Raw genomic sequence first — 26,336 nt, 5'->3', positions numbered from 1 at the left:
CAGTATATTACGAACAAATTTGGCGGGCAATTCTACTATAGTTCGATTAACACATGCAAGCGAATGCGAAATTTATTCTAACGAAAGTAGAGTTTCAATTCTACTATAGTTCGATTAACACTTTAATATCATTTGGAAAATCAATTGTGCTTTCCATGTTTCAATTCTACTATAGTTCGATTAACACGCTGTGGGATTGGCAATTTTATATCGCTTGCGCCTCAGTTTCAATTCTACTATAGTTCGATTAACACCGTGAAAGCAAAGAATCCTAGCGGTAGCCTTGAATGTTTCAATTCTACTATAGTTCGATTAACACCAAACCTGTTCGTAAAAGCGGTTTTGGGGTTGAAAGGTTTCAATTCTACTATAGTTCGATTAACACTTTGATGCTTTAATAAGTTTTATCTATAACGTTGGTATGTTTCAATTCTACTATAGTTCGATTAACACGAATTGCAGACGACAAAGAGCATAAATGACTTATTAGGTTTCAATTCTACTATAGTTCGATTAACACAAAAAATGGAGGTGCCAAATAAATCTTATTTAGCATTGTTTCAATTCTACTATAGTTCGATTAACACTTAATACCAGTCGGGGCCAGATTTCTAATTAAGAAGTTTCAATTCTACTATAGTTCGATTAACACATTTAAGCCTCATTTCATCTATAAATTTTATCCTTGTTTCAATTCTACTATAGTTCGATTAACACTCTTTATTCATAATTCCTTTTCGCACCGTTTTGGCGTTTCAATTCTACTATAGTTCGATTAACACCATTGGCAATTGTAGTTGCTTTAGTTTCATATTTTACGTTTCAATTCTACTATAGTTCGATTAATCCGCCAGTGGCGGACGACTTCCTCGCCTATCGGCGAGTCGTCGCACCTTTTGTTTTCGAAGTGAACCCGCTTTTAGCGGGTGAACGAAGACCCGCCTTATCCAGTATATTACGAACAAATTTGGCGGGCAATTCTACTATAGTTCGATTAACACGATGTAATAACTAAACCTGCACTAGCATTGCCAATACGTTTCAATTCTACTATAGTTCGATTAACACTAAAGGGTATATTCTAACCTTCCTATAAATTTCAAGAGTTTCAATTCTACTATAGTTCGATTAACACAGGTTTAACAAAAGAAATTGCAACACGCAACTTTGCCTGTTTCAATTCTACTATAGTTCGATTAACACTTTTTAAGACTTGCTGATTTTAGTGCTGGTACTACGTTTCAATTCTACTATAGTTCGATTAACACGAGAACAAGTAGTAAGTTGGAATGATATAGTAAAATTAGTTTCAATTCTACTATAGTTCGATTAACACCTTCAACTGTTTGAGATAATGTTGTAAGATAAAATCGTTTCAATTCTACTATAGTTCGATTAACACTGCTCTCAAAATGAACGCAAGCAATTTTACTAATTCGGTTTCAATTCTACTATAGTTCGATTAACACATTTGACAATATCATATTTGCCATGTCCTTCATGCGGTTTCAATTCTACTATAGTTCGATTAACACCTTGAAAAAGACGATTTGACACTGGAACAATGGAAAGTTTCAATTCTACTATAGTTCGATTAACACAAAACCTACTACACACATTACAGGTTTATCATTAAGTTTCAATTCTACTATAGTTCGATTAACACCATTCACTTAGTTTTACTTCGCTTGGTGGCTTTAGTGTTTCAATTCTACTATAGTTCGATTAACACAGCATCTGAGTTATTGAATAGAAAATGCTATATCAGTTTCAATTCTACTATAGTTCGATTAACACGGAAATGGATTAAAGAAAATCCACAAAGCAAAACTCCGTTTCAATTCTACTATAGTTCGATTAACACGTATGAAAAATAATATAAAAAAAATTATAATAGAAAAGTTTCAATTCTACTATAGTTCGATTAACACTTTTCTTTTCTTTTCTTTTCTTTGTGTTTTTTTGCGTTTCAATTCTACTATTGTTCGATTAACACTAGACCCACCTTATATTTTAGAAACCAGAAAAGACGGGTTTCAATTCTACTATAGTTCGATTAACACCTTTTTTTTTCTTTTATATAAGCTAAAGCCTCATCAAGTTTCAATTCTACTATAGTTCGATTAACACCCAAAAGATTTAGAATCCAAATATTCCGCTTCATCGTTTCAATTCTACTATAGTTCGATTAACACCCATATTGCCACTTAAGAGCATAGTTCCATCTTTTTTGTTTCAATTCTACTATAGTTCGATTAACACTGTCATTATGTCCCGCGTAATCTTTTGTGTAATTAATGTTTCAATTCTACTATAGTTCGATTAACACGTAAGGTTACATAACCTTTTGAGCCTTCTTCATCACGTTTCAATTCTACTATAGTTCGATTAACACTATATTATTTTTTATCCAAACTAATATCATCGATAAAGTTTCAATTCTACTATAGTTCGATTAACACGCTGCTACTGTGCGAGAAATGAACGAAAAATACAAGTTTCAATTCTACTATAGTTCGATTAACACTTCTACAAAATAACCATTATCAAAATTAAAATTATAGTTTCAATTCTACTATAGTTCGATTAACACCAAGAAGTGAGCCTTTGAGGTTCACTTCTTTTTATAGTTTCAATTCTACTATAGTTCGATTAACACAATTATGAAAAAACTTGATAGCAAAATAATTAAAAGTTTCAATTCTACTATAGTTCGATTAACACATTAGAGGTTGATAAAAATGGGTTTTGGATTTATTAGTTTCAATTCTACTATAGTTCGATTAACACAATATTTATTGTTAATAATGTTTATTAATACTTCAGTTTCAATTCTACTATAGTTCGATTAACACTCTAATACCTTTAATTTGCCGTCCCACCAAGTTTTGTTTCAATTCTACTATAGTTCGATTAACACATGCAATTAAAAATCTATAATCTAAGAACATTTCAATGTTTCAATTCTACTATAGTTCGATTAACACTAAAAATTTATTATTAAATAATAAGGAGTAGTAAAAGTTTCAATTCTACTATAGTTCGATTAACACATTCAATCAGTGAATTTGCTGAAATCTCATATTCAACGTTTCAATTCTACTATAGTTCGATTAACACTATTTATGTTTAATCTATATTTAATTAAATACGCAGTTTCAATTCTACTATAGTTCGATTAACACCTATATTTATGTTTAATCTATATTTAATTAAATACGCAGTTTCAATTCTACTATAGTTCGATTAACACCCCAGATAATTTTATCATGAAACCGCAGTCTTTTTTCGGTTTCAATTCTACTATAGTTCGATTAACACGTTGATGGCTTATTAGTAATATTATCCCAATGAACTGGTTTCAATTCTACTATAGTTCGATTAACACTTCCGTTATCATCTATATAAGTTCCTTTTTTTGATATGTTTCAATTCTACTATAGTTCGATTAACACAATAATTCAGGGAACAGAGGGACAGTCATTGCAAAGGTTTCAATTCTACTATAGTTCGATTAACACACAATCGAAAAATATTTGATTGCATAAGGGAAAATGAGTTTCAATTCTACTATAGTTCGATTAACACTAAGTCCGCTGGCAAAGAGTTAAAGTTAATTTAAATCGTTTCAATTCTACTATAGTTCGATTAACACCCATGAATTATTTCCCATCTTGTTACTTTGAAAAGGTTTCAATTCTACTATAGTTCGATTAACACCTTATAATCTCCGCATAAATTTTTATACTTACCAAGTTTCAATTCTACTATAGTTCGATTAACACTTTCTTCCCGGGTTAAAACCCAATCATCTTGAAAAGTTTCAATTCTACTATAGTTCGATTAACACTCGATACTCCCTGATTCTCTTAAATCTGCTAATTCGTTTCAATTCTACTATAGTTCGATTAACACCAAAGAACGAATTGCAGAATGCAAAAATTACTCTTTGTTTCAATTCTACTATAGTTCGATTAACACATGGCAGAAATGCTTACACGTATGAAATGTTGTTCGTTTCAATTCTACTATAGTTCGATTAACACGCACAATTACCGAAAGCAATTCGACAACATTATTACAGTTTCAATTCTACTATAGTTCGATTAACACAAGGCAATGTAGATATTCAAGTTATACTTGAAAATACGTTTCAATTCTACTATAGTTCGATTAACACTCATATAAAATCTTTTCTGTTTTAATAGAGAAGCCGTTTCAATTCTACTATAGTTCGATTAACACCTACAGGTAGTAGTAACTCAAACTTTGGGTCATCCGCGTTTCAATTCTACTATAGTTCGATTAACACTCAAATCGCCAAAGATGAAAGGCTCATACAAAATTATGTTTCAATTCTACTATAGTTCGATTAACACTTGAACTTAATATACCATTTTGCGTAGAACTTGCGGTGTTTCAATTCTACTATAGTTCGATTAACACAATTATCGGTCTGTTTTTTTCATCAAATCCACCGCGGTTTCAATTCTACTATAGTTCGATTAACACCCCCTGAAAAATGGAGCGAAAACCAGAAAGCTGGTGTTTCAATTCTACTATAGTTCGATTAACACTTACCTAACTTAACAGCAAATGGCTTGCATATAAAGTTTCAATTCTACTATAGTTCGATTAACACAGTTCAAATAAAAAATATAATTCTTGTGAACAAAAACGTTTCAATTCTACTATAGTTCGATTAACACCGAAATACGGGAAAATGACTTTCCCGTTTTCGAATATGTTTCAATTCTACTATAGTTCGATTAACACCAAGACGTGACTGGAAAAAATTTGATTATGATGAAGTTTCAATTCTACTATAGTTCGATTAACACTTGTCCTTGTTGCATTTGCGATTGCATCTGTTGTTGCGTTTCAATTCTACTATAGTTCGATTAACACGCTAAAGAGAAGTGCTGGAGATTTTAATTCATTTGGTTTCAATTCTACTATAGTTCGATTAACACCCCTTGCTTAATGGATATACCATCTCCGGTCCTCGTTGTTTCAATTCTACTATAGTTCGATTAACACTTTTCTAAATATCTTCTGTAAGTAATAGCACTTAAGATGTTTCAATTCTACTATAGTTCGATTAACACTTGTTTCTTCGTAAAGATAAATTTTCTTTAATATATGTTTCAATTCTACTATAGTTCGATTAACACTAATCTAATTGTAGCATCACCAATCTTATTGCCAAGCGTTTCAATTCTACTATAGTTCGATTAACACCAAAAGAACAACTAACAGCAGCAGATGTAGATGAAGAGTTTCAATTCTACTATAGTTCGATTAACACTTAACAAGATTTAATGACTTGCTTGGTGGTTTAATGTTTCAATTCTACTATAGTTCGATTAACACGCAATAACTCTCTTTCTTCTTTGCTCGGCTGATAATCGTTTCAATTCTACTATAGTTCGATTAACACAAACTGAGGACAGAAAATCCAGAAGCTCACAAAACAGTTTCAATTCTACTATAGTTCGATTAACACGTTATAAATAAAGGGTTACAATGATAGTAACAATTGAGTTTCAATTCTACTATAGTTCGATTAACACCTGTATCTCTCGATTCTCTGATTATCCCGTCCGTGTTTCAATTCTACTATAGTTCGATTAACACCTGGTTTGCCTGCAAATACACTCTCGCCGTTAGGTAAGTTTCAATTCTACTATAGTTCGATTAACACCAAATTCAAACACAGCAGTTTTAGTTGTAGTCCCATGTTTCAATTCTACTATAGTTCGATTAACACAAAGAAGAGGGATAAATGTCAAATGGAATTGCAATGTTTCAATTCTACTATAGTTCGATTAACACTTGCAATTGCACGCCAATTTTTATCAATATTACCGGCGTTTCAATTCTACTATAGTTCGATTAACACTCCTTCTCTCAAATCCTCGTAATACCAGCCGAGACAGTTTCAATTCTACTATAGTTCGATTAACACGCAACTGCAATCCAATATTTATCAACATCGCCGGCGTTTCAATTCTACTATAGTTCGATTAACACTTCTTCGATTCTGTTTCTTACTTTTTTGAGTTTATTGTTTCAATTCTACTATAGTTCGATTAACACTTGATAAAAGAAATCCCTTTGAACAAAACTGACCGCAAGTTTCAATTCTACTATAGTTCGATTAACACATTATTTCTTTAGTTAATTGAATATTATATAATTCAGTTTCAATTCTACTATAGTTCGATTAACACTATTCCACTTCACGAATTATTCCAGATGAAAAAGTGTTTCAATTCTACTATAGTTCGATTAACACGCGTTAAATGTTGGTTGTGAATGCGATAGCTATGTGTTTCAATTCTACTATAGTTCGATTAACACATTAAAGATTTATCAAATATTGAAAAAATAATTTATTGTTTCAATTCTACTATAGTTCGATTAACACAAAGAAGTATTTATTACTTCATATACATCATTCCAATGTTTCAATTCTACTATAGTTCGATTAACACTATCTTTAATAATTCTGAGATTCGATATAAACAGAAGTTTCAATTCTACTATAGTTCGATTAACACGCCATTATAATTTACTCCTTTTTTATTATTAAGAAATGTTTCAATTCTACTATAGTTCGATTAACACAATTCCAGAAAAGCCAATAACAACAGAAATAAAATAGTTTCAATTCTACTATAGTTCGATTAACACAGAATGAAAATCAAAGCGGTGAAATTTATTGGTCAGAGTTTCAATTCTACTATAGTTCGATTAACACAGCCCCAAATTAGCTTATTTTATGTCATTTTTCAATATTTTCTCTCATCGTATATCGTCGATATGTAATTATGCCTTTTTGCTGTAGCATCGACGACTTTTTATATAAAACTGTCCAAATCATTTTTCTCTACTCCCAATATCCCTCTTTCATAATAATTCTGCGTTTCAAATATATAATAAATTACACTATCTACCTTTTCATTTATTATATCTTTAACACCCTTCTTTATTTTTTCTAATTCACTTTCTGTTACCTCCCCTTCAAATACAGAATTTTGTACCCAATTTAAATGTTGACGCAAGAACTTTAATAATTTTGTTCCGCGCTTGGGAGCTGCATCATATACTAATATTACATACATCTTTTAATTAGGAATTAGGAATTAGGAATTAAAAATTAGATTTAATATCCATTCGATGATTGTTTCATAGTTTTTATTATTGTTCCAAGTATTTTTAATATTTCATCGCATTCATTAATTAATGATTCAGCAGTTCTGAGCTCTATTAAATTGCTGTCTTTCAATAACTTTAACCAGTAATTTGTTTCCCTAGCTTCTTTGTATGCAATGTTAATTTTCATAAAAAAATCTTTTCTTGATTGACCACCTATAGCTTCTTCAATATTAGCCCCAATCGATGTCCCACTTCGTAATAATTGTTTTGATATTACATATTCTCTTTCATTTTTTAATGATTGAAATAAATCAATAATCTTCAAAGCAAAATTATAACTTTTTTGCTTTATTATATTATCTTCCTTCATTTTTTGTCTCCCTAATTATTAATTCCTCTCCCATATCCCAATTCCAAATTCCTAATCCCAAATTCCTAATCCCAAATTCCTAATTTCTAATTCCTAATTTCTAATTCCTAATTCCTAATTCCTAATTGAATAAATCACCACCATATTTTGAAAGGCTTATATTCTTTTTCTCCCAATAAATGTTTGATGATTTTATAACATTCTAATCTTATTAGATGACGATAACTTACAGATTTTTTTAATTGTCTGTGTTTAATTGTTGTTTTTAATTTTTCATCAAATTCTTTTAAGTATATCTTTCTTCCTTCCTCAGTTAAATAACATTTATTTAGTTCCTTACTAAAATGTTTTTCTTGTAGTTGCTTTTTATTTAGAAGCGAAAATATTATTCTATCAGACAAAAGTGGTTTAAATATCTCTGCTATATCAAGTGCTAAAGAAAATCTTCTTTCGCCAGGTTCGTGTAAAAAACTTATTAATGGATTAAGTTGTGTTTTATATATTTCACTTAAGACTGTAGTGTAAACCAAAGAATTGCCAAATGAAATCAATGCATTAATTGGATTTGAGGGTGGATGTTTTTCCCTCTTATCAAAATTAATTTCCTGGTCTATTATCAGATTCCATGAGAAATAATAATTAGAGCGAATATTACCTTCTATACCCATCAATTCTCCAACATCAGCCGCAGAATCTATTTTTGTAATTAAGTCTTCTGTTTTATTAATGAAAAAAGATAAATCTTTGTCCCGTGTATTATAATACTGCAAATTTTTTCTAATGTTCTCTGCAGCTCCTTCTACAAATTTTTTTGCTAAATCTGTTCTTTTAATATTATCAAGATATGTTTGAACCTGCTCAACTAATAATTTCCCTGATAAATATGGTTCTCTAGGATAAAATGAACCACTGTAATATCCGTAATAATTAAATAAATGTAGTAATATCTCTTTCTGTGCAAGAAAGTTCAAAAACTTTGTATTGAACCGTAATTCACTAAAACAATAAATTGAATCAATATCTTCAACTGGTATAGGTTTGCGTGGAAGTTTTTTAGGCTCTAATTCTTCCGATTCATTTTCGCTTATTGTAACATCATCAACTTGAATTTCTTCTTCTGCAGCTTCTGCTTCTTCGGGTTCTTTGTTTTCTCCCGGTTCAAAGTAAAGAGTATTATCTTTTCGAATTAGTTTGCCGCTGCTAAAGATATAGTAATTGCGTTTCATTTTTTTTTAATTAGAAAGATTATGAATTATAAAACAAATTAAGAAAAATTATAAAAGATTGAAAAATTTTATTGGTCTCAGAAAAAGTAACTTTTTATTATGTCCATTCTGTGTTTTATAGTTGTTTTTCCAAAATATGTAATGAAATTGGCAATTTGAGTTATAAAGTTTATAGCATTTGTGTAATATTTTTTGAATTCTTCATCTGGCATATAATTTATATCTAATGCAACATACAGCATTGCTCTAATTTCACCAGCAGACTCTTTTGAGTATAACAAAACTTTATGAATTCTTTATTATTTAAAGCCTTCAGAAATATTTTTCAATATCGAAACGCTGCTGGCTGAATTTGCTCTTTTAATCCATAATTTATCTTAAACTTATAAGATGCATTTAGATTAAAAAATTTCTTTAACAAAAGCCCTCGCATCCTGTCATACTCTAATCTCTTCAAATGTTTTGACTTTCATAATTCACTCCCCTTCAATTTTATAATAATATTAGACTGATTACAAAAAATTATTCCTGTATATTTTACCTATCTATTTTGATATTAGAAAACTTTTAAAATGTTTTTAATCTATCCAATCTTTCTAAACTTTCTAATTTTATAGACTTTACAATTAATTCACACATAACACAATTCGTAATAGCTACACTGTTTGCAGAATGGTTTATTAATTACCGCAGGTGGAGTTTTTTGTTGAACTATATTTTTAATTTCATTTCTTATATCCACCAATTTTTTTCTATCATCATCAGTTAATTGGACAGAAATTATTTGTCGTAATTTTGGATAATCAATTTCGCCGGTGACTCCTTCTATTCCATTTTTTTCAAGAACATAAATATAAAATTTCACCTGCCAGATGTGAGCTTCTTCCATTTTATCTGATTTTTTTACTTCGTGAATTATTTTTCTTTTGCTGTCATAAAAATCAATAACAATCACATCTTCATCATCTTCAACATGAATTTCATGTTTTTTTCGTTCATATGTTGATTCAGAAATAAATTTACCAAGCGACACAATATCGGAAGTCTGTTCCATATCTATATGATGAAGAAATAACCAGAGTTTTCTATGACAAACAAAGTAATATGAGATTTGAGTGCCGGTCATTTTAATTACCAAATTAGCAAATTAACAGATTAGTCAGATTATTTAGTAACAAATATAATTAAATTGATAAATTGTATGAGTGTGAGAAACCATATGAAATGTACAAGCGCAGATTTGCATAGATAAAAACCTAACTGCTTAGGCTGTTGAAAAATAAATTATTACCATATCGAACGAATAAAAATGTTGTAAAATTTACTTAGGCTGAGGGTCTTCATAACGCTCCTGCCTTCACAGGCAGGTTGCCTCATTCAGTCAGCATTTGGTGAAGACATTTTATGTATTTTGCAACTGCATGTGCCGTCGGGCAAGTTCAGTGTAATCTTTGTAGTCCGTGTTCTATCCTCTTTTATCTAATGCCTATATTTTATATTATTTAGTATAATACAACTTTTTTACTATTTGTAAAATATACTTTACATATAGTAATGCGATTTGTAAATTAGCATTAGCAAATAGTAAGGAGGTGAAAAAATGGTTTATTATAAAGAAAGGCTAATATATTCCGAATTAAAAGAACATCTTTCAAAAAAATACATTACGGTTATAACTGGTTTAAGGCGAACTGGCAAAACTACATTACTCAAAAAACTTCTCGAAGACTTCGAAACCAATAATAAGATTTACATAGATCTTGAGCGAATAGATAATAGAGAACTTTTTTCTGAAAAAAACTATGAAAATATCATCACTGCTTTAAGCGCAAGAGGTATAGACTTTACTAAAAAAACTTTAATAGCTATTGATGAAGTTCAACTGCTCCCCGATATAGTAAGTGTAATAAAATATCTTTATGACAATTATCCAATTAAATTTGTTATTACAGGTTCAAGTACATATTATATTAAAAATTTATTTAGTGAATCTTTAGCCGGCAGAAAAAAAGTTTTTGAGTTATATACTCTAAATTTTAGAGAGTTTTTAACTTTCAGGGATATTGAATATTCTGGCAAACAGAAATGGAAAAAATTTATAATTGCCGAATACGAACGGTTAAAAAAATATTATGATGAATTTATTCGTTTTGGTGGTTTCCCGGAAGTTGTATTATCAAAGAGCATATCTGATAAAAAAGATATTGTAAATGATATTCTCAGTTCTTACTTAAACATTGACATAAAAAATATTGCAGATATAAGAGATCAAAAAAATTTACATAATCTTCTTAAAATGGTTGCAGCAAGAGTATGCACTCGTCTTGATTATTCTAAACTATCATCACTTACAGGCATTTCTAGACCATCAGTTTACAATTATTTAGATTTACTTGAAAATACATTTGTAATCAAACGGGTACCCGTATTTTCAAAAAATCCTGATAGAGAAATTGTAAAAGCTCCAAAAATATTTATTTGTGACAATGGCCTTTTAAATCAGCTTGCAGAAGTAAGCAGCGGAATTCAATTTGAAAATGCTGTTTTTAACCAGTTAAAGTTTTATGGTGATTTACAATATTATTCGTTAAAGACCGGCAAAGAGATAGATTTCATTCTTAACGGGAATACTGCAATAGAAGTAAAAGAAAGAGCAACCGTACAGGATAAGAAACAATTAGAATTACTGGCAAAAGGAATAAATATTTCAAAAAAAATTATTGTTGCCCGATATCCAACCCCAACTTTCCAAGATTTTATATGGGGTGGTGATTTGGGGTAACATTTATATGATTCATTCTAATTAATATACAGTATCAAAATTGTAAGATTCCCAAATTGTCATCTAGGTTAGCAAGATTACACCTAATGCATATTATTGAAACTAAATACAAATATTATAGATGATTTTTTATTTTGAATGTTGAACCTTATTCTCTTTCTTTTTCATTTGAACTATTTACACCTGTTTTGGGGTCATAATCGTAATCGACAAAATAAATTTCTCTACACCAAGATTTAAGTTTTTTCTTTATATTAGAATCAAAATTGCTATTTATATCAGCCCAATTTTCAACACTGTTTCTATATTCACATTTATCATACCACGTATACATAGGAACAGAAACAACGTATTTTGCTAAGATTTCCTTTTTAAATTTTGTATATAATCCTTTCTGTTTTTCTTTTTGTTCAGGAATATTATTAAAGAAATCAATTACACTATTTGCAAATTCATCTTTTTTAATATTTGGGATAACTGAAATAGAAGATATTTCTCTAAACATTCTTTGTGCTTCAGTTTTTCGATCGGACATATAGCCAGCATCAAGAATGTCGAGAGTATCGTAAAATTTTTTCAGATATTTGCCTTCTTTATCGAGTGCTGCATAAAGTTTTGAAACTAATATGAATTTTTCATATTCAGATAGTAATAATGAAATACTTGTTTCCATCTTTAGATCAATTATTAGTTCTTCGTCATTTTCTTCTTTTTTATTCTTCTTGCCTTTTTTTGTTTTTGATTTTTTCCCCTCCACTTTATTATCTACAAAACCAATGAAATTACCTTTCTTATCGTAGTATTTTTTTATTATTTCATTTAATCGTTTTTCATTTGAATTAATAATTTCCTCAGATGATTTAAGTATAGCAATAGTTTTTTCGATCAATTCATTTTCATAAACTTTTTTATACCCTGATTCATAGCCTTCATTAAATACGATGACATAAATGTTTGGTTCTTTCGGCTCTTCTGGGATTGAATCTTTATATCTTCTTAAAACTCTTCCCATTCTCTGAACAAGTGCATCAAGTGGAGCTATTTCTGTAAATAGAACATCTGCATCAATATCGAGAGATGCCTCAACAACTTGAGTAGCAACTAATATTTTAGGAGTTTTTTCGTTTGTTTCATCTTTCGGATTTTTGAATTCTTTCCCAATTAATTCTATTTCTTTTTCCCTTCGATCCTCAAGAGTAAATCTTGAATGAAGCAACCATAAATTACTTTTCAATTCTCCTTTTTTTCCCTTTTGTAACTCATCATAGACATATTGTGCTTGCTTTACTGTGTTAAGAATTACTAATACACGTTTCCCTTGATCAGCTACAGCGATTATTTTTTTAATTATTTCATTGGGTAATTTATAATCAGGTTTATTATCATTAATAGAATTTGAAATGTGGATGAATTGTATCCTGTGTTTTTTAAGTTCTTTGTATTTAGGTTCATTTTCATAACGATTAATTGGCTCTTTCCACTCTTTATCATTAACAAATTTTTCGATTCTTTTTTTTACCTCCTCTTTAATATAACTTGGTAAAGTTGCAGTCATTAATAAAAATTTGCCTCCCATTCTAGTTACTGCTTCAATAAATTTAACAATAATTGCAGATGCTTTGGGATCATAAGCTTGTACTTCGTCAATTACTAGTCGTGCTTTATAAAAAGTTGCGAATATTTTTTCATAGCCGGGTGGTTGTAAAGCATAAGGGAAAAACTGGTCCCCTGTTGAAATAATTACTGGAAATGAAAGTTGTCTCGATAATTCATAAAGTTTCATAGTATTAGCTTCATCCTTCATGCCTATCAAGTATACATCTGCATCTGAATGAATTAAGCCAACTTTTTCTTCACCAAATATTTTCTTAGCCCTATCATAAATTTGATTTACTGCAGACCGCAAAGGAAGTGTATAAAAGAATTTTTCACCATTAGACCAAAGGAAAGAGAACTCGGTTTTCCCTGAACCAGTTGGAGCTATCAAAATTGTGTTATCATTTCCATATTCTCTAACAACGGTATCTTGCCAAAACTGAGATTCATCAAAGTTGTTATTCTTTTCTTTTATATTAGCAATGATATTACTTTTAATAAAGGAGGGTGTAAAACCATCTTCTTCAATTTTATACTCTTCATTTTCAGATTCACAAAAAGATGCAAAGTGATCACTTCTGATTAGAAATCCAGTAAGTAAAATCCACTTTCTTTTTATTTCCTCGTCAATTTCAATTCGTTTAGGCAACCAGTAAAGATTATAAAGTGGAGTAACGTACTCTGCAAATGAAATACCGTTCTTCAATCCTTCCAACATTTCAAAATCAAATGAAATAATCTCATCAGTAAATCCTTCTGATTTAAGATTATTGTACAAAATTTCAAGATTGTTATTAGTTAAAAGCCAATCAGATAATTTTTCAAAATCATTTCCACCAAATCTTATCAAATCTTCAAAGCTTTCTTTCCAATGATGATACGCAACAGCTGATAAAATTAATTTTGCAAAATTTTCTCCAAACCTTTCTTTAAGTTTTGTCTTATTTATCCATAGCGTAGAAAAGAGTGAGTGATAAATATTGTTAGTTACATCAAATGGTTTGTATTTTTTATTGCCAAGTGTTCTTATTTGGAAGTAGGGATTAACTTTACCAATATCATGTAACTCAATAGCTGTTTTGATGCTTTCCTTTAGTTGCTCATCTTCCAACTTGTTTTTCAATTGACAAAATGCACTAAGAACATTGTTGGTATGTTCTCGTAAAGTTATTGGAGGTTCTTTTTCATTCTTATCATACTTGATACTTTTTGCCCATATTTTGTTTTCAATTTCCATTTAGGTCACCTAAAAAGATTGGTAAAATATTTTTTTTATCAGAAATATCAAGCATTAATGTTTCTTCTTTAATCAATCCATCATTTAATTTAGTCCTAACATATTCGAAGTTTCTTTCACCGTGTCTATTAAATGTTGTTTCGTAATTTTTGATTGTAACAAAAGTTGGAAGGTTATATAGAAGCCCTACAAACTTGCCGTTTTCTTTAATCTCCCAATCATTACCATTTTTGATACAAAATTGTTCAGATATCCAAAAGAAATGTTTATAATCAGCATCACGTCTTTGATAAATAATATCAGAATCATTTAAAAATCTTGGTTCTTCTTCGAGTACAATCCAATCTTCAGCACGACCGAGATGAAGAACTTCAAGTCGATTAGCAGGATTAACTAAACTAGATTTAATAATTTTTAAGAATTCTTCGTTTTCATGTGCAAGGTATATAAATAAGTAAACATCATTCAGAATATCAATCCACATTTGAGATTGTCCGCCAAAATGTTCAATGTGTCCATTGAGTTCTCTATTTTGGATATACCCAAATCGGTTTTCATGAGCTTTTTTGCTTAGGTTTCTAAACCAAATCATTTCTGTCGTTTTACTTTGAAATCTTCCAGAAATAGACATTTTTAATTTTCGAATACCATTTGTATATAATCCATCTTTCTGGTCATAAATACCAAGAGCATTACATAGAAATCCTATTACAGTTGAATAAGGAGGCAGTGGATATGTGTGCCTTCGCTGGAATGTAAAAGGAATTCTGTAATGTGCTTGTGGTTGATAGATTTTAAGTCTCAGGATTTTCATTTTTCTCCTCGTGGTTTAATGAATTTTCATCATTAATTAATCCCACTGATTTTAGAAATTCATTCCAATCGCGTGTTACTTTTTCACTATTGATTTCGACAGGAATTCTTTCACAATCTTTAATATAAATTTTTGTATTAATCCAAGAATTTTTCAGGCAGTCATTAATTCCAATCACTTTTATTTGTCCTTCTTCTTTTTTGAGATCAATGAAAGAATGAAAAACTGGAGAAGGAATTTTTACGCCGCTTGCTATGATAAACAATGGAATTATTGTATTAGCTTCACCGCTGGATTGAGCATAAAGGCCGTTTTTGATTGATTTAAGAATTTCAAGAATCCTTTTCTTTTTAATATCATCTTTTAATTTAAACACAACCTTGAAAGGTCCTTTGGAGCTAATTTCTTCTAATACTAAATCTCCATAGCTATTGTTATATTTTTTAGGATAAATTTTCTGTATCTCGGTTTTATTGATTTCAATTTCTTTCACCGCCCCAAGCTCAAGGGTTAAGGTCTCTTCCTTTGCATCATAAAGAGGTTCTCTGCTAATATTAAATGTATAAGTTTTCTCTTCCTCATCATAAGAAAATTCACTCACTTTAAATAATGCTTTTTTCTCCTTCTCATTTTTTTGCTCATCCGCTATTTCTTCTTTTTTCTCGTTTACTAAATATTTCGAATCCCAACTTAATTCTACTTTATCTGTCTTTTTAATATGCTTTTCTTTCATTAGAGCTTTATCAACAGTAACTTCGTAATCTTTTACTATTATTTTTTTATTATCAATTAGATAGTTATCATTCCCTTCATCATCTTTTATTAATAGAACATTTTTTAATATTGCCTTTAACGGCTTAGCTATTTCAATTTTTAATTTTGTATTATCGTTATTCAACATAGGTTCGCTTTTTACTATCCAAGTATCTTCTCCCAGTATTTTACTATCAATTGTAAAACTTATTTTATATAAAGCATTATGTTCTTCTTTACTGTAAGGATTTGGTGTAACATTTAATCCTTGCTCATTTGCTCTTTTAACTAAATCGTGGTTAGCATAAAAAGCTAAGTCTTGTTCATAATTTGAAAGAGAAACAGCCTTTGTTATTCCAATCGGTGATTTTCTGGTCAAAGAATTTTCACCGCTTATAGTATACATATAGCCAAAAGCATCTAATTCTGCACTTGTAAGAATATCTTCTTTGGCAATATCGAATTGAACGACCGTGCCTTGTCCAGTTACAGAGGCTCCTTGCCAATTATGAGCTTTTTGCAAAGTCTCAAATAAATAATGTCTAATTGCAACTTTGCTGATGAATGATTTAATCTCTCCATTCACATTCATTTTTTTAATTGATAGAATATTACCGCCAATTTTTTCATCTCTGTTTAGAGCCGCTCCCTCAAAAATCATTGTTAGTGTAATATTTTTGATTTCGTTGTTACTTGTGTTACTCATTTTTATTTCTCCTTATAAAATTATTTTTCTGATTGTTATTCTTTGCCAATTATACCGCTAAGAAATGAGAAGATGAAAACCTTGAACATTTCATCGGAATAAATTGGTTTGAATGCTTCTACTAGTTCATCAGGAAACTTCATTTTGTTAGCTACAAAAATTCTTAAAATACCATAATAGACATCATCACGTTTACCAGCTCTTGTTTGTTCGAGCAATCTGTAACCCATATTTTCAAAAGAAGTTCCAAGATCTTTTTTCAAATCATTTCCTTTTCTTTTAAGAGTTTCAATTATCTCAGATGAATTTACTCCTGCTACTCTTCTGTATAAATTTTCGAATTTATTTTCTTCGTCCGTTTTATTTCCAGGTCGTTTAAAGTCTGAAGCATATTCAAGTAAATTCTGCAATTCTTTCTGAGCATTTTTCAACTCATAAAAACAACTTTCAAAATCCTCATAATTTGGTTTTTCACTTTCAAGTTGCTGCTTCAATTTTTCAATTGGAATTTCCATTTTTAACTCCTTTTTAATTTTTCTTCTATTAATGAATAAAGCATTAAAATTTTATTTGCTGCTTTAGAAATATTTTTTCTATTAATGTCGCGGGATAATAAATCATTAACTATATTGTTTTCATTTTTACTTCTATCATTATAATTTTTTAATCCAATTCTAATTAACTTGTAACTAATATCAATAAGCTGAGAATAATTTTTATCAAGTATGTTGTTTAGAATTCTAAACTCACCTAAATCAGAAAGAGCTGAAGCTATTTTTCTATCTGAAATTATTTTGATTGTATCATAAGGGAGAGAAAAGAAATCAATCCCTTTTTTACTCTTGATAACTATTTCGATATTCATTCCGGACCATAAACCGATTGTACTTTGTAGCTTTCTAGAATACTCTATTACAGATGTTGCAAGGATTTCTCTTTTATTTCTTGCTTCTTCACTATTTAATGACCCGTATGTTTCTTTGACAATTTTATTCAATTCAAACATCACTTTGAAAGAAGGAACGTTAATGAATATTTCTGAATTGTCAGAGAGTTTAGTTAGAGCAAGATGATGATGGATGAGGATAAAATTACATAAGTGACATACTTTTAAGCTTTGTTTCATGTTCCAGAAACCGTTAGGGAATTCATTCTCTGTTGGTCCAAACTCACTGTTTTGTACCATATTTAATTTTTCAATTCGGTTTAAAAATTTAGCTTTTCCCGGATCAATTTCATTAATCTTATTAATATCACTGTCACTAAGGTATTGAGGATTATAACAAATATGACAACTTCCTGATGATTTTATTTTATCTAATCTTTTTACAAATTCAATAAATGTATTTTTCTGGGTTGATTGAAGAAAGTTTTTATAAAGACGATTTTTCCCAACCAACGAAGATATTTTGCTCTCACTAAAATATCTCTCTTGAACATTTAATTTATTAAAAAAGGGCAATCGGATTATAACTCCACCAGCATCAATTAAAAAATCATTCACGTTGAGTTGTTCAACTTTTTCAATAGAATTTAACAATCCTACTACTCCAGCATTGTATAACCAATTCGAAGGATAAAGTGTTATTGTATTTTCACTCATTTTACCACCTCCATTAAACCTAAGCCTTGGCTTCGATGCACCCCAATTCCATTATCATAAATCATCTGCAAAATTTCTGGTCTGGATTTTATCTTAAATACTCCTGAAACACTTGGCATTTTTTCATACAGATAAATTACTTTCCTGCGCCAGTTGATAACTTCAAATTCGAATTCAAAATCATTTGTAACATTTAAAAATTCTTTCGCACATTCCTGCACAGAAAATTTTAATCCCTCAAGAAATCCTTCTTCATCTGGCAATAAAAATTTGTTTGAATCTCCTTTGTTATTTACTACAAAAGGTGATAGAGTCTTTACTTTTATTTCTTCTTCTTTAATTACTTTGTTCGGATGCAGAAAAATTCGCATTGGCTTGAAGTGTATTGAATTTCCATTATTTTGCCAGGTATGCTCCTTTACTTTCAGAAATCCGTTATAAATTTGTGTTGCAACTCTGTATGAAGAAGTTGAAAAGTTTATCTTCACAAACTTACCAGCTTTAAACTTGTCTCCCTCTAATTCCTGCAATTGTGGGAAAAATGTCCCAAATGTAAAGGGTTTTAATCTGTGGTCATTATAAAAATAAGAAAAAAGTAAAGGGTCTGATACTTCAATTAATTTTTTAATTAAAGAAATAAAACCACGACCATAATTTTTAGGTATTACTTCAGGACTTATTTCATAATCTAATGTTATTCTCACTTTTAACCTCCTTTTAATTCTTTTAATGAGATTTAAATATTTTTTATATAATCATATAAAGCCGCACTTTTACTTTTTTCCAATCTGATTCATCATAATTAATTCTTTCCACTTCGCCAGTAAGTTGTATATTTTGCCTTATTAGTCTTGAAGGAATTGGATTTTCAAAACGAGGCACATAACCTAATTTTCTGCCGTCAGTGGTATAAACTTCTAAGGCTCTGTGGTCGTATGGATTATCGGGTTCATATTTTATTATTACAGAATCATTTTCTTTTAAATTTTTCAATGCAGTTTCACCATCGTAATATGAAAAGCCGGCAATGTAGAATTTAGAAAGAAAGATTTTTTTGTCTTTAACTTTTTGCTGAAATGGAATAAATATTCCCGCTGCCCCTAATATCATTCTTTTAATAAATAATAAACGGTTCATTTATTCACCCGTTTAGTTTTATTAACTAATCATATAAAATTAAAAAGCATATTATCTGTATAAGTAGCAACTTATAAAAATTTCAACAATACACAAATTGAAATGTTATTTATATTTTATCAAAATTTTTCATTCCCAATTAAAATAGAGTTTATTTCAGATTATATTTCAAAATAAAGATAGATAACTTTTTAACTAATTTTGAATCACAATTAAAACTCACTTCCCATTATATTCATCAATTGCCATCATTTCTAATTTCTTTTTCATTTCCCTTGGAAGTGTTACAGTTTCGTAATATTTACCATCTTTCCCTTTTTCATCTGGGGAAGCAATAAATAAACCATTATTTCCATTGACAACTCTGAAACCTTTGATTAAAATTCCATCATCAGTTTCAATGTCAAAGTAGGCTAAAGTTTTACTGTTGGAATTAGAGATTTTGTTCATTCTAATTATTTTCATTTTACCCTCGTTATGTGTTTAATTAAAAAAATTCTCTCATAATTATTCTGATATAAGAAAAAATACATTCAGGAATTAAAATCATTTGTGCAGCCCTCTGTTTCTACTATTAAATCAATTTCATAAGCAATATAAAATTTTTAGAAATTTTTATAAATCAAAAAATTATTGAAATGTAATTATTTGTTAAGAATGGAAATCAGTTATATTAAAAAAAGATTTTCTGCTTCTTTGCATAATAAAGCTAAGAAAGTTAACCCTCAAGATATATAGTAGATTTTTTTTGTTATTTGGGAAATTAATAAGTTCTGGTAAGATTATATTTATCGTTTTATTTTGTAAACGAATGATTTGAAGATGTCTCTTTTGATAAAAATATTGTTCTTACGCAAACAAAGAATGTTTTCTTTGATAATTTTTAATCAATTAATTTTTTGTTCTTTATCTGGATTAATAAAGCCAAATTGAGGAGATGGTTGTAAATCAATATTAATCTCGCCAAAGCGGGCTTCATACTTTTCAATATTATCTTTCAAAGCTCTCATTAACATTTTTGCATGCTGAGGTGTAGTGATAATTCTTGCTAATACTTTTGCTTTCGGAACCCCGGGCACAACTCGCGTAAAGTCAATTATAAATTCTGCAGGTGAATGAGTAATAATTGCTAAGTTAGAATAAATTCCTTCAGCTTCCTTTTCACCAAGTTCAATATTAATTTGCTGTGGTTTTATTTCATCGTGTTCCATTTTCCCCTCGCTGTTCTGAAATTATATTTTCATTGAATTAGATACAAAAATGCCCGCATTTGAGTTAATGCGGGCATTGTAGAAATTATTTTCTATACTGGTCTGCTTTGTTGAATGCTTCTTCAGATTTTTCTTTCATACCAAGATTTGCGTAAACTTTACCAAGAAGTTCCCAGATTGTAGGTTCCTGAGGATTATCAGCTAAATATTTTTCGAGATAAGGAATTGCAGCATTAAATTTTTCTTTATATGCATCAGAAACCTCTCCTTTTTCTTCCATTTCTTCTCTCATTTTTGCACCCCAGCGAATGTAGGTAACAGCAAGATTATAAACAGCATTTGTATAATCGGGGTCAAGTTCAATTGCTGCTTTAAATTGTTTTTCTGCTTCTGCATAATTATCTGCATTTAACAAAAGAACACCGTAATTGTATCTGTAGAACTTATTATTTGGTTCTTTTTCAACTCCAGTTTTGAATGCACTCATAGCCACATCTAATTTATTAGCAGCTATATATGCATTGGATATTCTTAATAATATTTCTCCATCATCAGGGTATTTGGTTCTTCCTTTTTCAAGAATTTCAATTGCCTTATCGAAATTTTCGAATGCCTGAACACTATCTATAGGATTTTTTGAAACTTTGTAGTTATCCATTAATTGATTTCCTTTCTCAGTATAGATTTGTCCAAGCATTGCAAAAGCTTCTGGTGCAGTTCCAATGTTTACCAGTTTTTCAAGAGGAGGTATTGCATCATCAATTCTATTGAGATTAAGATAGGTATAAACCAAATTAATATATCCTCCAGCAGAATCTGGTTCACACATAATTGAGTAATTAAAACTTTCAGCAGCTTTTTCGAAGAAAAGTTTCATTGAATCCTGGTCTGTTGTTTTAGTTGCTTTGTTGAAAAAGCTTACACCTTTATTAAAGCCTGTTGCCCAATAATATTTTTTTGAATCATTAATTGCTTGCTCGAATTTTTTACTTATAGACAATGACTTATCAAAAGCTTCGAGCATTTTTGGAATATCTCCCTCTTCACCATAGAGATAACCCAACAAATACCAGCCTTCGTCGCTGTTTGGATTTTTTTGAACTTCTTTCAATAAAGTTTCTTTAGCTTTATCGTATTGCTTTTGGTTGATATAAAGTTTTGCTCCTGTTAATTCAGCGGATGCACATTGGAATGCGGTAATTCCTAATACCATCCCTAAAATACTTAAATAAATAAATACTTGTTTCATTGATTCTCCTAAATAAAAAATATGTAAAAATATGTATCGAAAAATAACCAATTTCAAATTCGCAAGTCAAGGTTAATAATAAAAAACCCTGGGATAAATTCCAGGGTTAAAATATTTTTATAATAAAATATCTACCTAAACTTCCATTATTTCCTTTTCTTTATGCTTAATTAATTCATCAATTTTTGCAATATGTTCATCAGTAACTTTCTGAACTTCCTTTTCTGCTTCTTTGAGTTCATCTTCTGTCAATTCTTTATTTTTTTCCATTTTTTTAAGACGGTCATTTGCATCTCTTCTAACATTTCTTAGTGCTATTTTTGCGTCCTCTCCAAATTTTTTCACAAGTTTAACTAATTCTTTCCTTCGTTCTTCTGTTAATGGAGGTATTGGGATTTTAATATTTGTTCCATCACTTACTGGATTTAAACCAAGTTCTGATGCAAGAATTGCCTTTTCAATAACACTCACCATACTTTTATCCCATGGTGTAATTGAGAGAGTGTGCACATCGAGAACTGAAACATTACCTACTTGATTTAAGGGGGTCATTGTTCCATAATAGTCTACTTTGATACCATCTAATAATGCAGTTGTAGCTTTCCCGGTTCTTATTTTTGCAATTTCATTTCTAAAAGCTTCTATTGTTTTGTCCATTTTTTGTTTGGCATCTTTAATAACTTGATTGTTCATCATGGCTGCCTCGCTATTTGGAATTAATTAGATTTTTGATGAAAAATTTCCTACAGATGTTCCAACATTTTCACCTGTAACTACTTTTAATAAATTATCGGGCACATCCATATTAAAAACAACAATTGGCAAATTATTTTCCTGACACATACTAATTGCAGTTAAATCCATAACTCTTAGATTCATCTTAAGAACATCAAGATAAGAAATTTGTTCGAACATATTTGCATTTGGATTTTTTTCAGGGTCTGAATCAAAAACTCCATTGACTCTTGTTCCTTTAAAAATTGCATCTGCTTCAATTTCAACGGCTCTTAATGTTGCTGCAGTATCTGTACTGAAATATGGATGACCAGTTCCTGCTCCAAAAATAACAACTCTGCCTTTTTCCAGATGTCGAATAGCTCTTCTTCTAATGTAAGGTTCAGCAACCTCTTCCATTTTAATTGCAGTCATTAACCTTGTAAATATTCCTTTATTTTCGAGTGCATTTTGCAAAGCCAGTGAATTAATAATTGTAGCAAGCATTCCCATCTGGTCGCCAGTTACTCTATCTATTCCTTGAGATGCAGCATTTAATCCTCTGTAAATATTCCCCCCGCCAATAACAATTCCAATTTGAACACCAAGGTCGTGAACTTTTTTTATTTCATCCGAAAAATAATTAAGAACTTTCGGGTCAATGCCAAAAGATTGGTCTCCCATCAAAGATTCGCCGCTAAGTTTAAGAAGTATTCTCTTGTATTTAAGATTAGGCTGCATAAGATGCTCTTTACTAAGAATTATTGCAAGTCAATATAAAAAAAAAGGTCTTATTAAGAAATAAGACCTTTTAGAATTACTTCTTTTCGTCGCTTAAATGGAAGCGTTTGAATCTTGCCAGTTTTACCTGTGAATTATTTTTCTTATTAAATTCCTCGATTAGGGTTCCTACTTTTTTTGAATTATCCTTCACAAAAATTTGTTCAATCAAACAATTTTCTTCATAGAACTTATTCAACTTACCCACAGCAATTTTTTCAAGTACCTGTTCGGGTTTTCCTTCTTTACGAGCAAGTTCTTTATAAATCTCGAGTTCTTTTTCGATAATAGATTTGTCAACTTCATCTCTATAAATTGTAATTGGTCTCATTGCAGCAATTTGCATTGCAATATCTTTCAAAATTGGCTGCAGTTCAGAAACTTTATCTTGAGGAACATTTTCTGCAGAGACAATTACACCAAGTTTAGAACCGTGATGAATATAATCTACAATTAAACCATTTTCAACATTTTCAAAAGCAAATCTTGATATTTGAATTTTCTCTCCAATTTTGCCAATTAAAGCATTAAGTTCATCCTGAACATTTTTCCCGTTCATTGATAATTGCAGCAAAGAATTTATATCAGCCGGTTTATTTTGAACAAGTGTATCAAGAACAAAATTTGCAAAATTTACGAAGTCTTCACTTTTAGCAACAAAATCTGTTTCACAATTAATTTCTACAATAACAGCAGAACTGCCATTATTAAAAACACGTGTTAAAATCAAACCTTCATTAGCTACTTTCTCAGCTCTTTTAGCAGCAACAGCAGCTCCTTTTTTCCTAAGTAATTCAATAGCTTTTTGAAAATCACCATTAGCTTCTTCAAGAGCTTTTTTGCAGTCAACCATTCCTGCGCCAGTTTTATCTCTTAATTCCTTTACTTGAGTTGCACTTATTGCCATAATCTTTTCTCCAATTTCAATTTTGTTTTTCCTGTGATGATGGATTTTCTTCTTTAATGTTTTGATTTTCATCTGTATTAGTTTGTTTAGAGGCAGAAGGTTCAGCTTGAGTGGATTCTGCTTTTCGTTTATATTCACCTTTTTTATCGTCGTTATTGAATTTGACTCTTCTAATTCTTCCTTTAACTTGTTTCTTTTCTGGTTCCTGTTGTTCCTGTTCCTCTGTAACTTTCTTTTCTCTTTCTTTTTCAGCAACTTCCTGAGCCTTTAGTTCTTTTGCTTTTGCATTGCCTTCTATTACAGCATCTGCAATTACTTTTGTAATAATTTCAATTGCACGAGATGCATCATCATTTGCCGGGATAACATAATCAATTGGGTCGGGGTCACAATTTGTGTCAACAATTGCAAATACAGGGATATTTAATCTTTCAGCTTCTTTAACTGCAATAGCTTCTTTTTTAACATCAACTACAAACAATGCACCTGGCAATTTTGTCATTGTTTCAACACCATCAAGCACCTTTCTTAATTTGTCTTTTTCTCTTGTTAGAACCAATCTTTCTTTCTTTGTTATTTTATCGAATGTACCATCGCTTTCCATTTTTTCTATGTTCTGAAGTCTTTTAACACTTTTGCGGATGGTAGCAAAGTTTGTAAGCATTCCACCAAGCCATCTTTCGCTTACCCAATTTGAATCACATCTTTTTGCCTCTGCTGCAATAGTTCCTTTTGCTTGCTTTTTAGTACCAACAAAAAGAACTTTTTTACCTTGCGATACTATTTCAGTGATTGCTTCAGCAGCACGGTCAATAGCTTGTTGTGTTTTCTTAAGGTCAATAATATGAATCCCATTTTTTTCCATAAAAATGTAAGGTTTCATTTTGGGATTCCAACGGCGTGTCAGGTGACCAAAGTGTGCACCTGCTTCAATTAAATCAGTAAGTTGTACTCTTGGCATATTTTTCTCCTGTTTTATCTTCTACTCTCATCTTATCCTCCATTGCATTAAGCAGTGGCTGAATAAGTTTGCTTATCATCCCAAGTCAATGGGACACAGGAAGCAAATACGAGAGTATGAATGATTAAATAAATTAGTTGATTATCTCTTAGAGAACTGGAATCTTTTTCTTGCTTTCTTCTGTCCGTATTTTTTGCGTTCGACCATACGTGGGTCACGCTTTAACAATCCTTCTGCTTTTAATAAAGGACGAAACTCCGGATTAATATCTTCTAGTGCACGTGCAATCCCGAGTCTTATAGCATCAGATTGTCCAGTCACTCCACCTCCAGAAACATTGGCAAAGACATCATACTTACCTAATGTTTGAGTTACAACAAAAGGCAGTAAAATGTTATCTCGATGTTCTTTAAGTGGAAAATAATTTTCAAATTCTCTTTCATTAATTGTTACTTTGCCAGAACCATTTCTTAAATAAACTCTGGCAACTGCATTTTTTCTTCTGCCGACAAATATTTTATCTGCCATCAAATCACTCCGTTATAAACTTAATACTTCAGGTTTTTGAGCTGCATGAGGATGATTTTCCCCGGCATAAACTTTTAATTTCTTAATTAATTTTCTCCCAAGTCGATTTTTAGGTAACATACCCTTTACTGCATGTTCCACAACAAATTCAGGTTTTTTAGCAAGCAGCTCTTGAAAACTTTTGATTTTAACTCCACCTGGATACATTGTATGCCAAAAATAAGTTTTCAGCGATTCTCTTTTACCTGTAACCCGTACTTTATCGGCATTAATGACGATTACAAAATCACCTGTATCCATGTTGGGTGTAAATACTGGTTTATGTTTACCCCTGATAATTCTTGCAACTTTAGCAGCCAATCTGCCTAAAACCTGATCTTTAGCATCAACAATGTACCATTTTCGATTTGCTTCTTCAGGTTTAATGAACTTGGTAATCTTTTCTTGCTTCAAGATAGCCTCCAAATACAAAAATCTATTTTTCAAAGGTTTCAAATATATTTCTATAGTCTTAGAATGTCAAGAAATTCGAAATTTTTAATTTATTATCTTAATTCCGACATAGAAAAATAAAAGGGACTGTTTAAAGAGCTAAAAAAGG

22 protein-coding genes and 2 CRISPR repeat arrays are annotated in these 26,336 nt (G+C 30.3%); of the genes, 1 reads left to right on the top strand and 21 read right to left on the bottom strand.

Features of this window, described 5'->3' with window-relative positions; all coding sequences use genetic code 11:
- Positions 1–23: 23 nt before the first annotated feature.
- Positions 24–849: direct repeats of the CRISPR family, unit length 30 nt; unit sequence GTTTCAATTCTACTATAGTTCGATTAACAC.
- Positions 850–970: 121 nt separating this feature from the next.
- A CRISPR array of direct repeats spans positions 971–6,763; the repeat unit is 30 nt; unit sequence GTTTCAATTCTACTATAGTTCGATTAACAC.
- Between the two features lie 100 nt (positions 6,764–6,863).
- From cas2 to cas4, 5 genes are all read right to left on the bottom strand, one after another.
- Positions 6,864–7,127 (bottom strand): CRISPR-associated endonuclease Cas2, encoded by a 264-nt coding sequence (gene cas2, locus VJY32_RS14175; RefSeq protein ID WP_353678586.1) that lies wholly within the window; start codon positions 7,125–7,127, stop codon positions 6,864–6,866.
- A gap of 41 nt (positions 7,128–7,168) precedes the next feature.
- Positions 7,169–7,531, bottom strand: a complete 363-nt coding sequence (locus VJY32_RS14170) for a four helix bundle protein (protein ID WP_353678585.1) — start codon at positions 7,529–7,531, stop codon at positions 7,169–7,171.
- A gap of 134 nt (positions 7,532–7,665) precedes the next feature.
- Complete coding sequence (gene cas1b, locus VJY32_RS14165) at positions 7,666–8,757, bottom strand: type I-B CRISPR-associated endonuclease Cas1b (protein WP_353678584.1); 1,092 nt, start codon at positions 8,755–8,757, stop codon at positions 7,666–7,668.
- 77 nt (positions 8,758–8,834) lie between these two features.
- Positions 8,835–9,038 carry a hypothetical protein gene (locus VJY32_RS14160; RefSeq protein ID WP_353678583.1) on the bottom strand — a complete coding sequence of 68 codons (204 nt, stop codon included), beginning with the start codon at positions 9,036–9,038 and terminating at the stop codon, positions 8,835–8,837.
- A 350-nt stretch (positions 9,039–9,388) separates the two neighbouring features.
- Positions 9,389–9,883, bottom strand: coding sequence for a CRISPR-associated protein Cas4 (gene cas4 / locus VJY32_RS14155; RefSeq protein WP_353678582.1), 495 nt, complete (start codon positions 9,881–9,883; stop codon positions 9,389–9,391).
- Between the two features lie 474 nt (positions 9,884–10,357).
- Here cas4 and VJY32_RS14150 point away from each other — a divergent pair, with 474 nt between their 5' ends.
- Positions 10,358–11,539, top strand: coding sequence for an ATP-binding protein (locus tag VJY32_RS14150; protein WP_353678581.1), 1,182 nt, complete (start codon positions 10,358–10,360; stop codon positions 11,537–11,539).
- 148 nt (positions 11,540–11,687) lie between these two features.
- Here the strand turns inward: VJY32_RS14150 and cas3 are convergent, their stop codons facing one another.
- From cas3 to rplM, 16 genes are all read right to left on the bottom strand, one after another.
- Positions 11,688–14,372 carry a CRISPR-associated helicase Cas3' gene (gene cas3 / locus VJY32_RS14145; protein ID WP_353678580.1) on the bottom strand — a complete coding sequence of 895 codons (2,685 nt, stop codon included), beginning with the start codon at positions 14,370–14,372 and terminating at the stop codon, positions 11,688–11,690.
- On the bottom strand, positions 14,362–15,186 hold the full coding sequence (cas5b, locus tag VJY32_RS14140) for a type I-B CRISPR-associated protein Cas5b (protein WP_353678579.1): 825 nt from the start codon (positions 15,184–15,186) through the stop codon (positions 14,362–14,364). The genes cas3 and cas5b overlap by 11 nt, the downstream gene beginning before the upstream one ends.
- Positions 15,167–16,645 carry a type I-B CRISPR-associated protein Cas7/Cst2/DevR gene (gene cas7i / locus VJY32_RS14135; protein ID WP_353678578.1) on the bottom strand — a complete coding sequence of 493 codons (1,479 nt, stop codon included), beginning with the start codon at positions 16,643–16,645 and terminating at the stop codon, positions 15,167–15,169. Before cas7i ends, cas5b begins: the two co-directional genes overlap by 20 nt.
- Before the next feature lie 35 nt (positions 16,646–16,680).
- Entirely contained in the window at positions 16,681–17,160 is a 480-nt protein-coding gene (locus VJY32_RS14130) for a hypothetical protein (protein WP_353678577.1), read from the bottom strand.
- A 2-nt stretch (positions 17,161–17,162) separates the two neighbouring features.
- Entirely contained in the window at positions 17,163–18,248 is a 1,086-nt protein-coding gene (locus tag VJY32_RS14125; RefSeq protein ID WP_353678576.1) for a hypothetical protein, read from the bottom strand.
- Positions 18,245–18,952: a CRISPR-associated endoribonuclease Cas6 gene (cas6, locus tag VJY32_RS14120; protein WP_353678575.1), complete on the bottom strand. Its 708-nt coding sequence runs from the start codon at positions 18,950–18,952 to the stop codon at positions 18,245–18,247. Before cas6 ends, VJY32_RS14125 begins: the two co-directional genes overlap by 4 nt.
- Before the next feature lie 43 nt (positions 18,953–18,995).
- Entirely contained in the window at positions 18,996–19,385 is a 390-nt protein-coding gene (locus VJY32_RS14115; protein WP_353678574.1) for an HIRAN domain-containing protein, read from the bottom strand.
- Positions 19,386–19,604: 219 nt separating this feature from the next.
- The gene (locus VJY32_RS14110; RefSeq protein ID WP_353678573.1) at positions 19,605–19,850 is read right to left on the bottom strand and encodes a septation protein SpoVG family protein; all 246 of its coding nucleotides are present in this window, start codon (positions 19,848–19,850) and stop codon (positions 19,605–19,607) included.
- A 422-nt stretch (positions 19,851–20,272) separates the two neighbouring features.
- Positions 20,273–20,596 carry a DUF3467 domain-containing protein gene (locus tag VJY32_RS14105; RefSeq protein ID WP_353678572.1) on the bottom strand — a complete coding sequence of 108 codons (324 nt, stop codon included), beginning with the start codon at positions 20,594–20,596 and terminating at the stop codon, positions 20,273–20,275.
- A gap of 85 nt (positions 20,597–20,681) precedes the next feature.
- On the bottom strand, positions 20,682–21,845 hold the full coding sequence (locus VJY32_RS14100) for a tetratricopeptide repeat protein (protein WP_353678571.1): 1,164 nt from the start codon (positions 21,843–21,845) through the stop codon (positions 20,682–20,684).
- A gap of 135 nt (positions 21,846–21,980) precedes the next feature.
- Positions 21,981–22,538: a ribosome recycling factor gene (gene frr, locus VJY32_RS14095; RefSeq protein WP_353678587.1), complete on the bottom strand. Its 558-nt coding sequence runs from the start codon at positions 22,536–22,538 to the stop codon at positions 21,981–21,983.
- 27 nt (positions 22,539–22,565) lie between these two features.
- On the bottom strand, positions 22,566–23,300 hold the full coding sequence (gene pyrH, locus VJY32_RS14090) for a UMP kinase (protein WP_353678570.1): 735 nt from the start codon (positions 23,298–23,300) through the stop codon (positions 22,566–22,568).
- Positions 23,301–23,376: 76 nt separating this feature from the next.
- A complete protein-coding gene (gene tsf / locus VJY32_RS14085) occupies positions 23,377–24,246 on the bottom strand; it encodes a translation elongation factor Ts (RefSeq protein ID WP_353678569.1) in 870 nt (289 codons plus the stop codon).
- Between the two features lie 16 nt (positions 24,247–24,262).
- Complete coding sequence (gene rpsB / locus VJY32_RS14080; protein WP_353678568.1) at positions 24,263–25,207, bottom strand: 30S ribosomal protein S2; 945 nt, start codon at positions 25,205–25,207, stop codon at positions 24,263–24,265.
- 141 nt (positions 25,208–25,348) lie between these two features.
- Positions 25,349–25,735, bottom strand: a complete 387-nt coding sequence (rpsI, locus tag VJY32_RS14075; RefSeq protein ID WP_353678567.1) for a 30S ribosomal protein S9 — start codon at positions 25,733–25,735, stop codon at positions 25,349–25,351.
- Between the two features lie 12 nt (positions 25,736–25,747).
- Positions 25,748–26,188, bottom strand: coding sequence for a 50S ribosomal protein L13 (gene rplM / locus VJY32_RS14070; protein WP_353678566.1), 441 nt, complete (start codon positions 26,186–26,188; stop codon positions 25,748–25,750).
- Positions 26,189–26,336: the final 148 nt, after the last annotated feature.

It is taken from the genome of Rosettibacter primus (assembly GCF_036860675.1).
Lineage (GTDB): Bacteria > Bacteroidota > Ignavibacteria > Ignavibacteriales > Melioribacteraceae > Rosettibacter > Rosettibacter primus.
The sequence above is the reverse complement of the archived record's forward strand: the minus strand, read 5'-3'. Positions and strand labels throughout refer to the sequence as shown.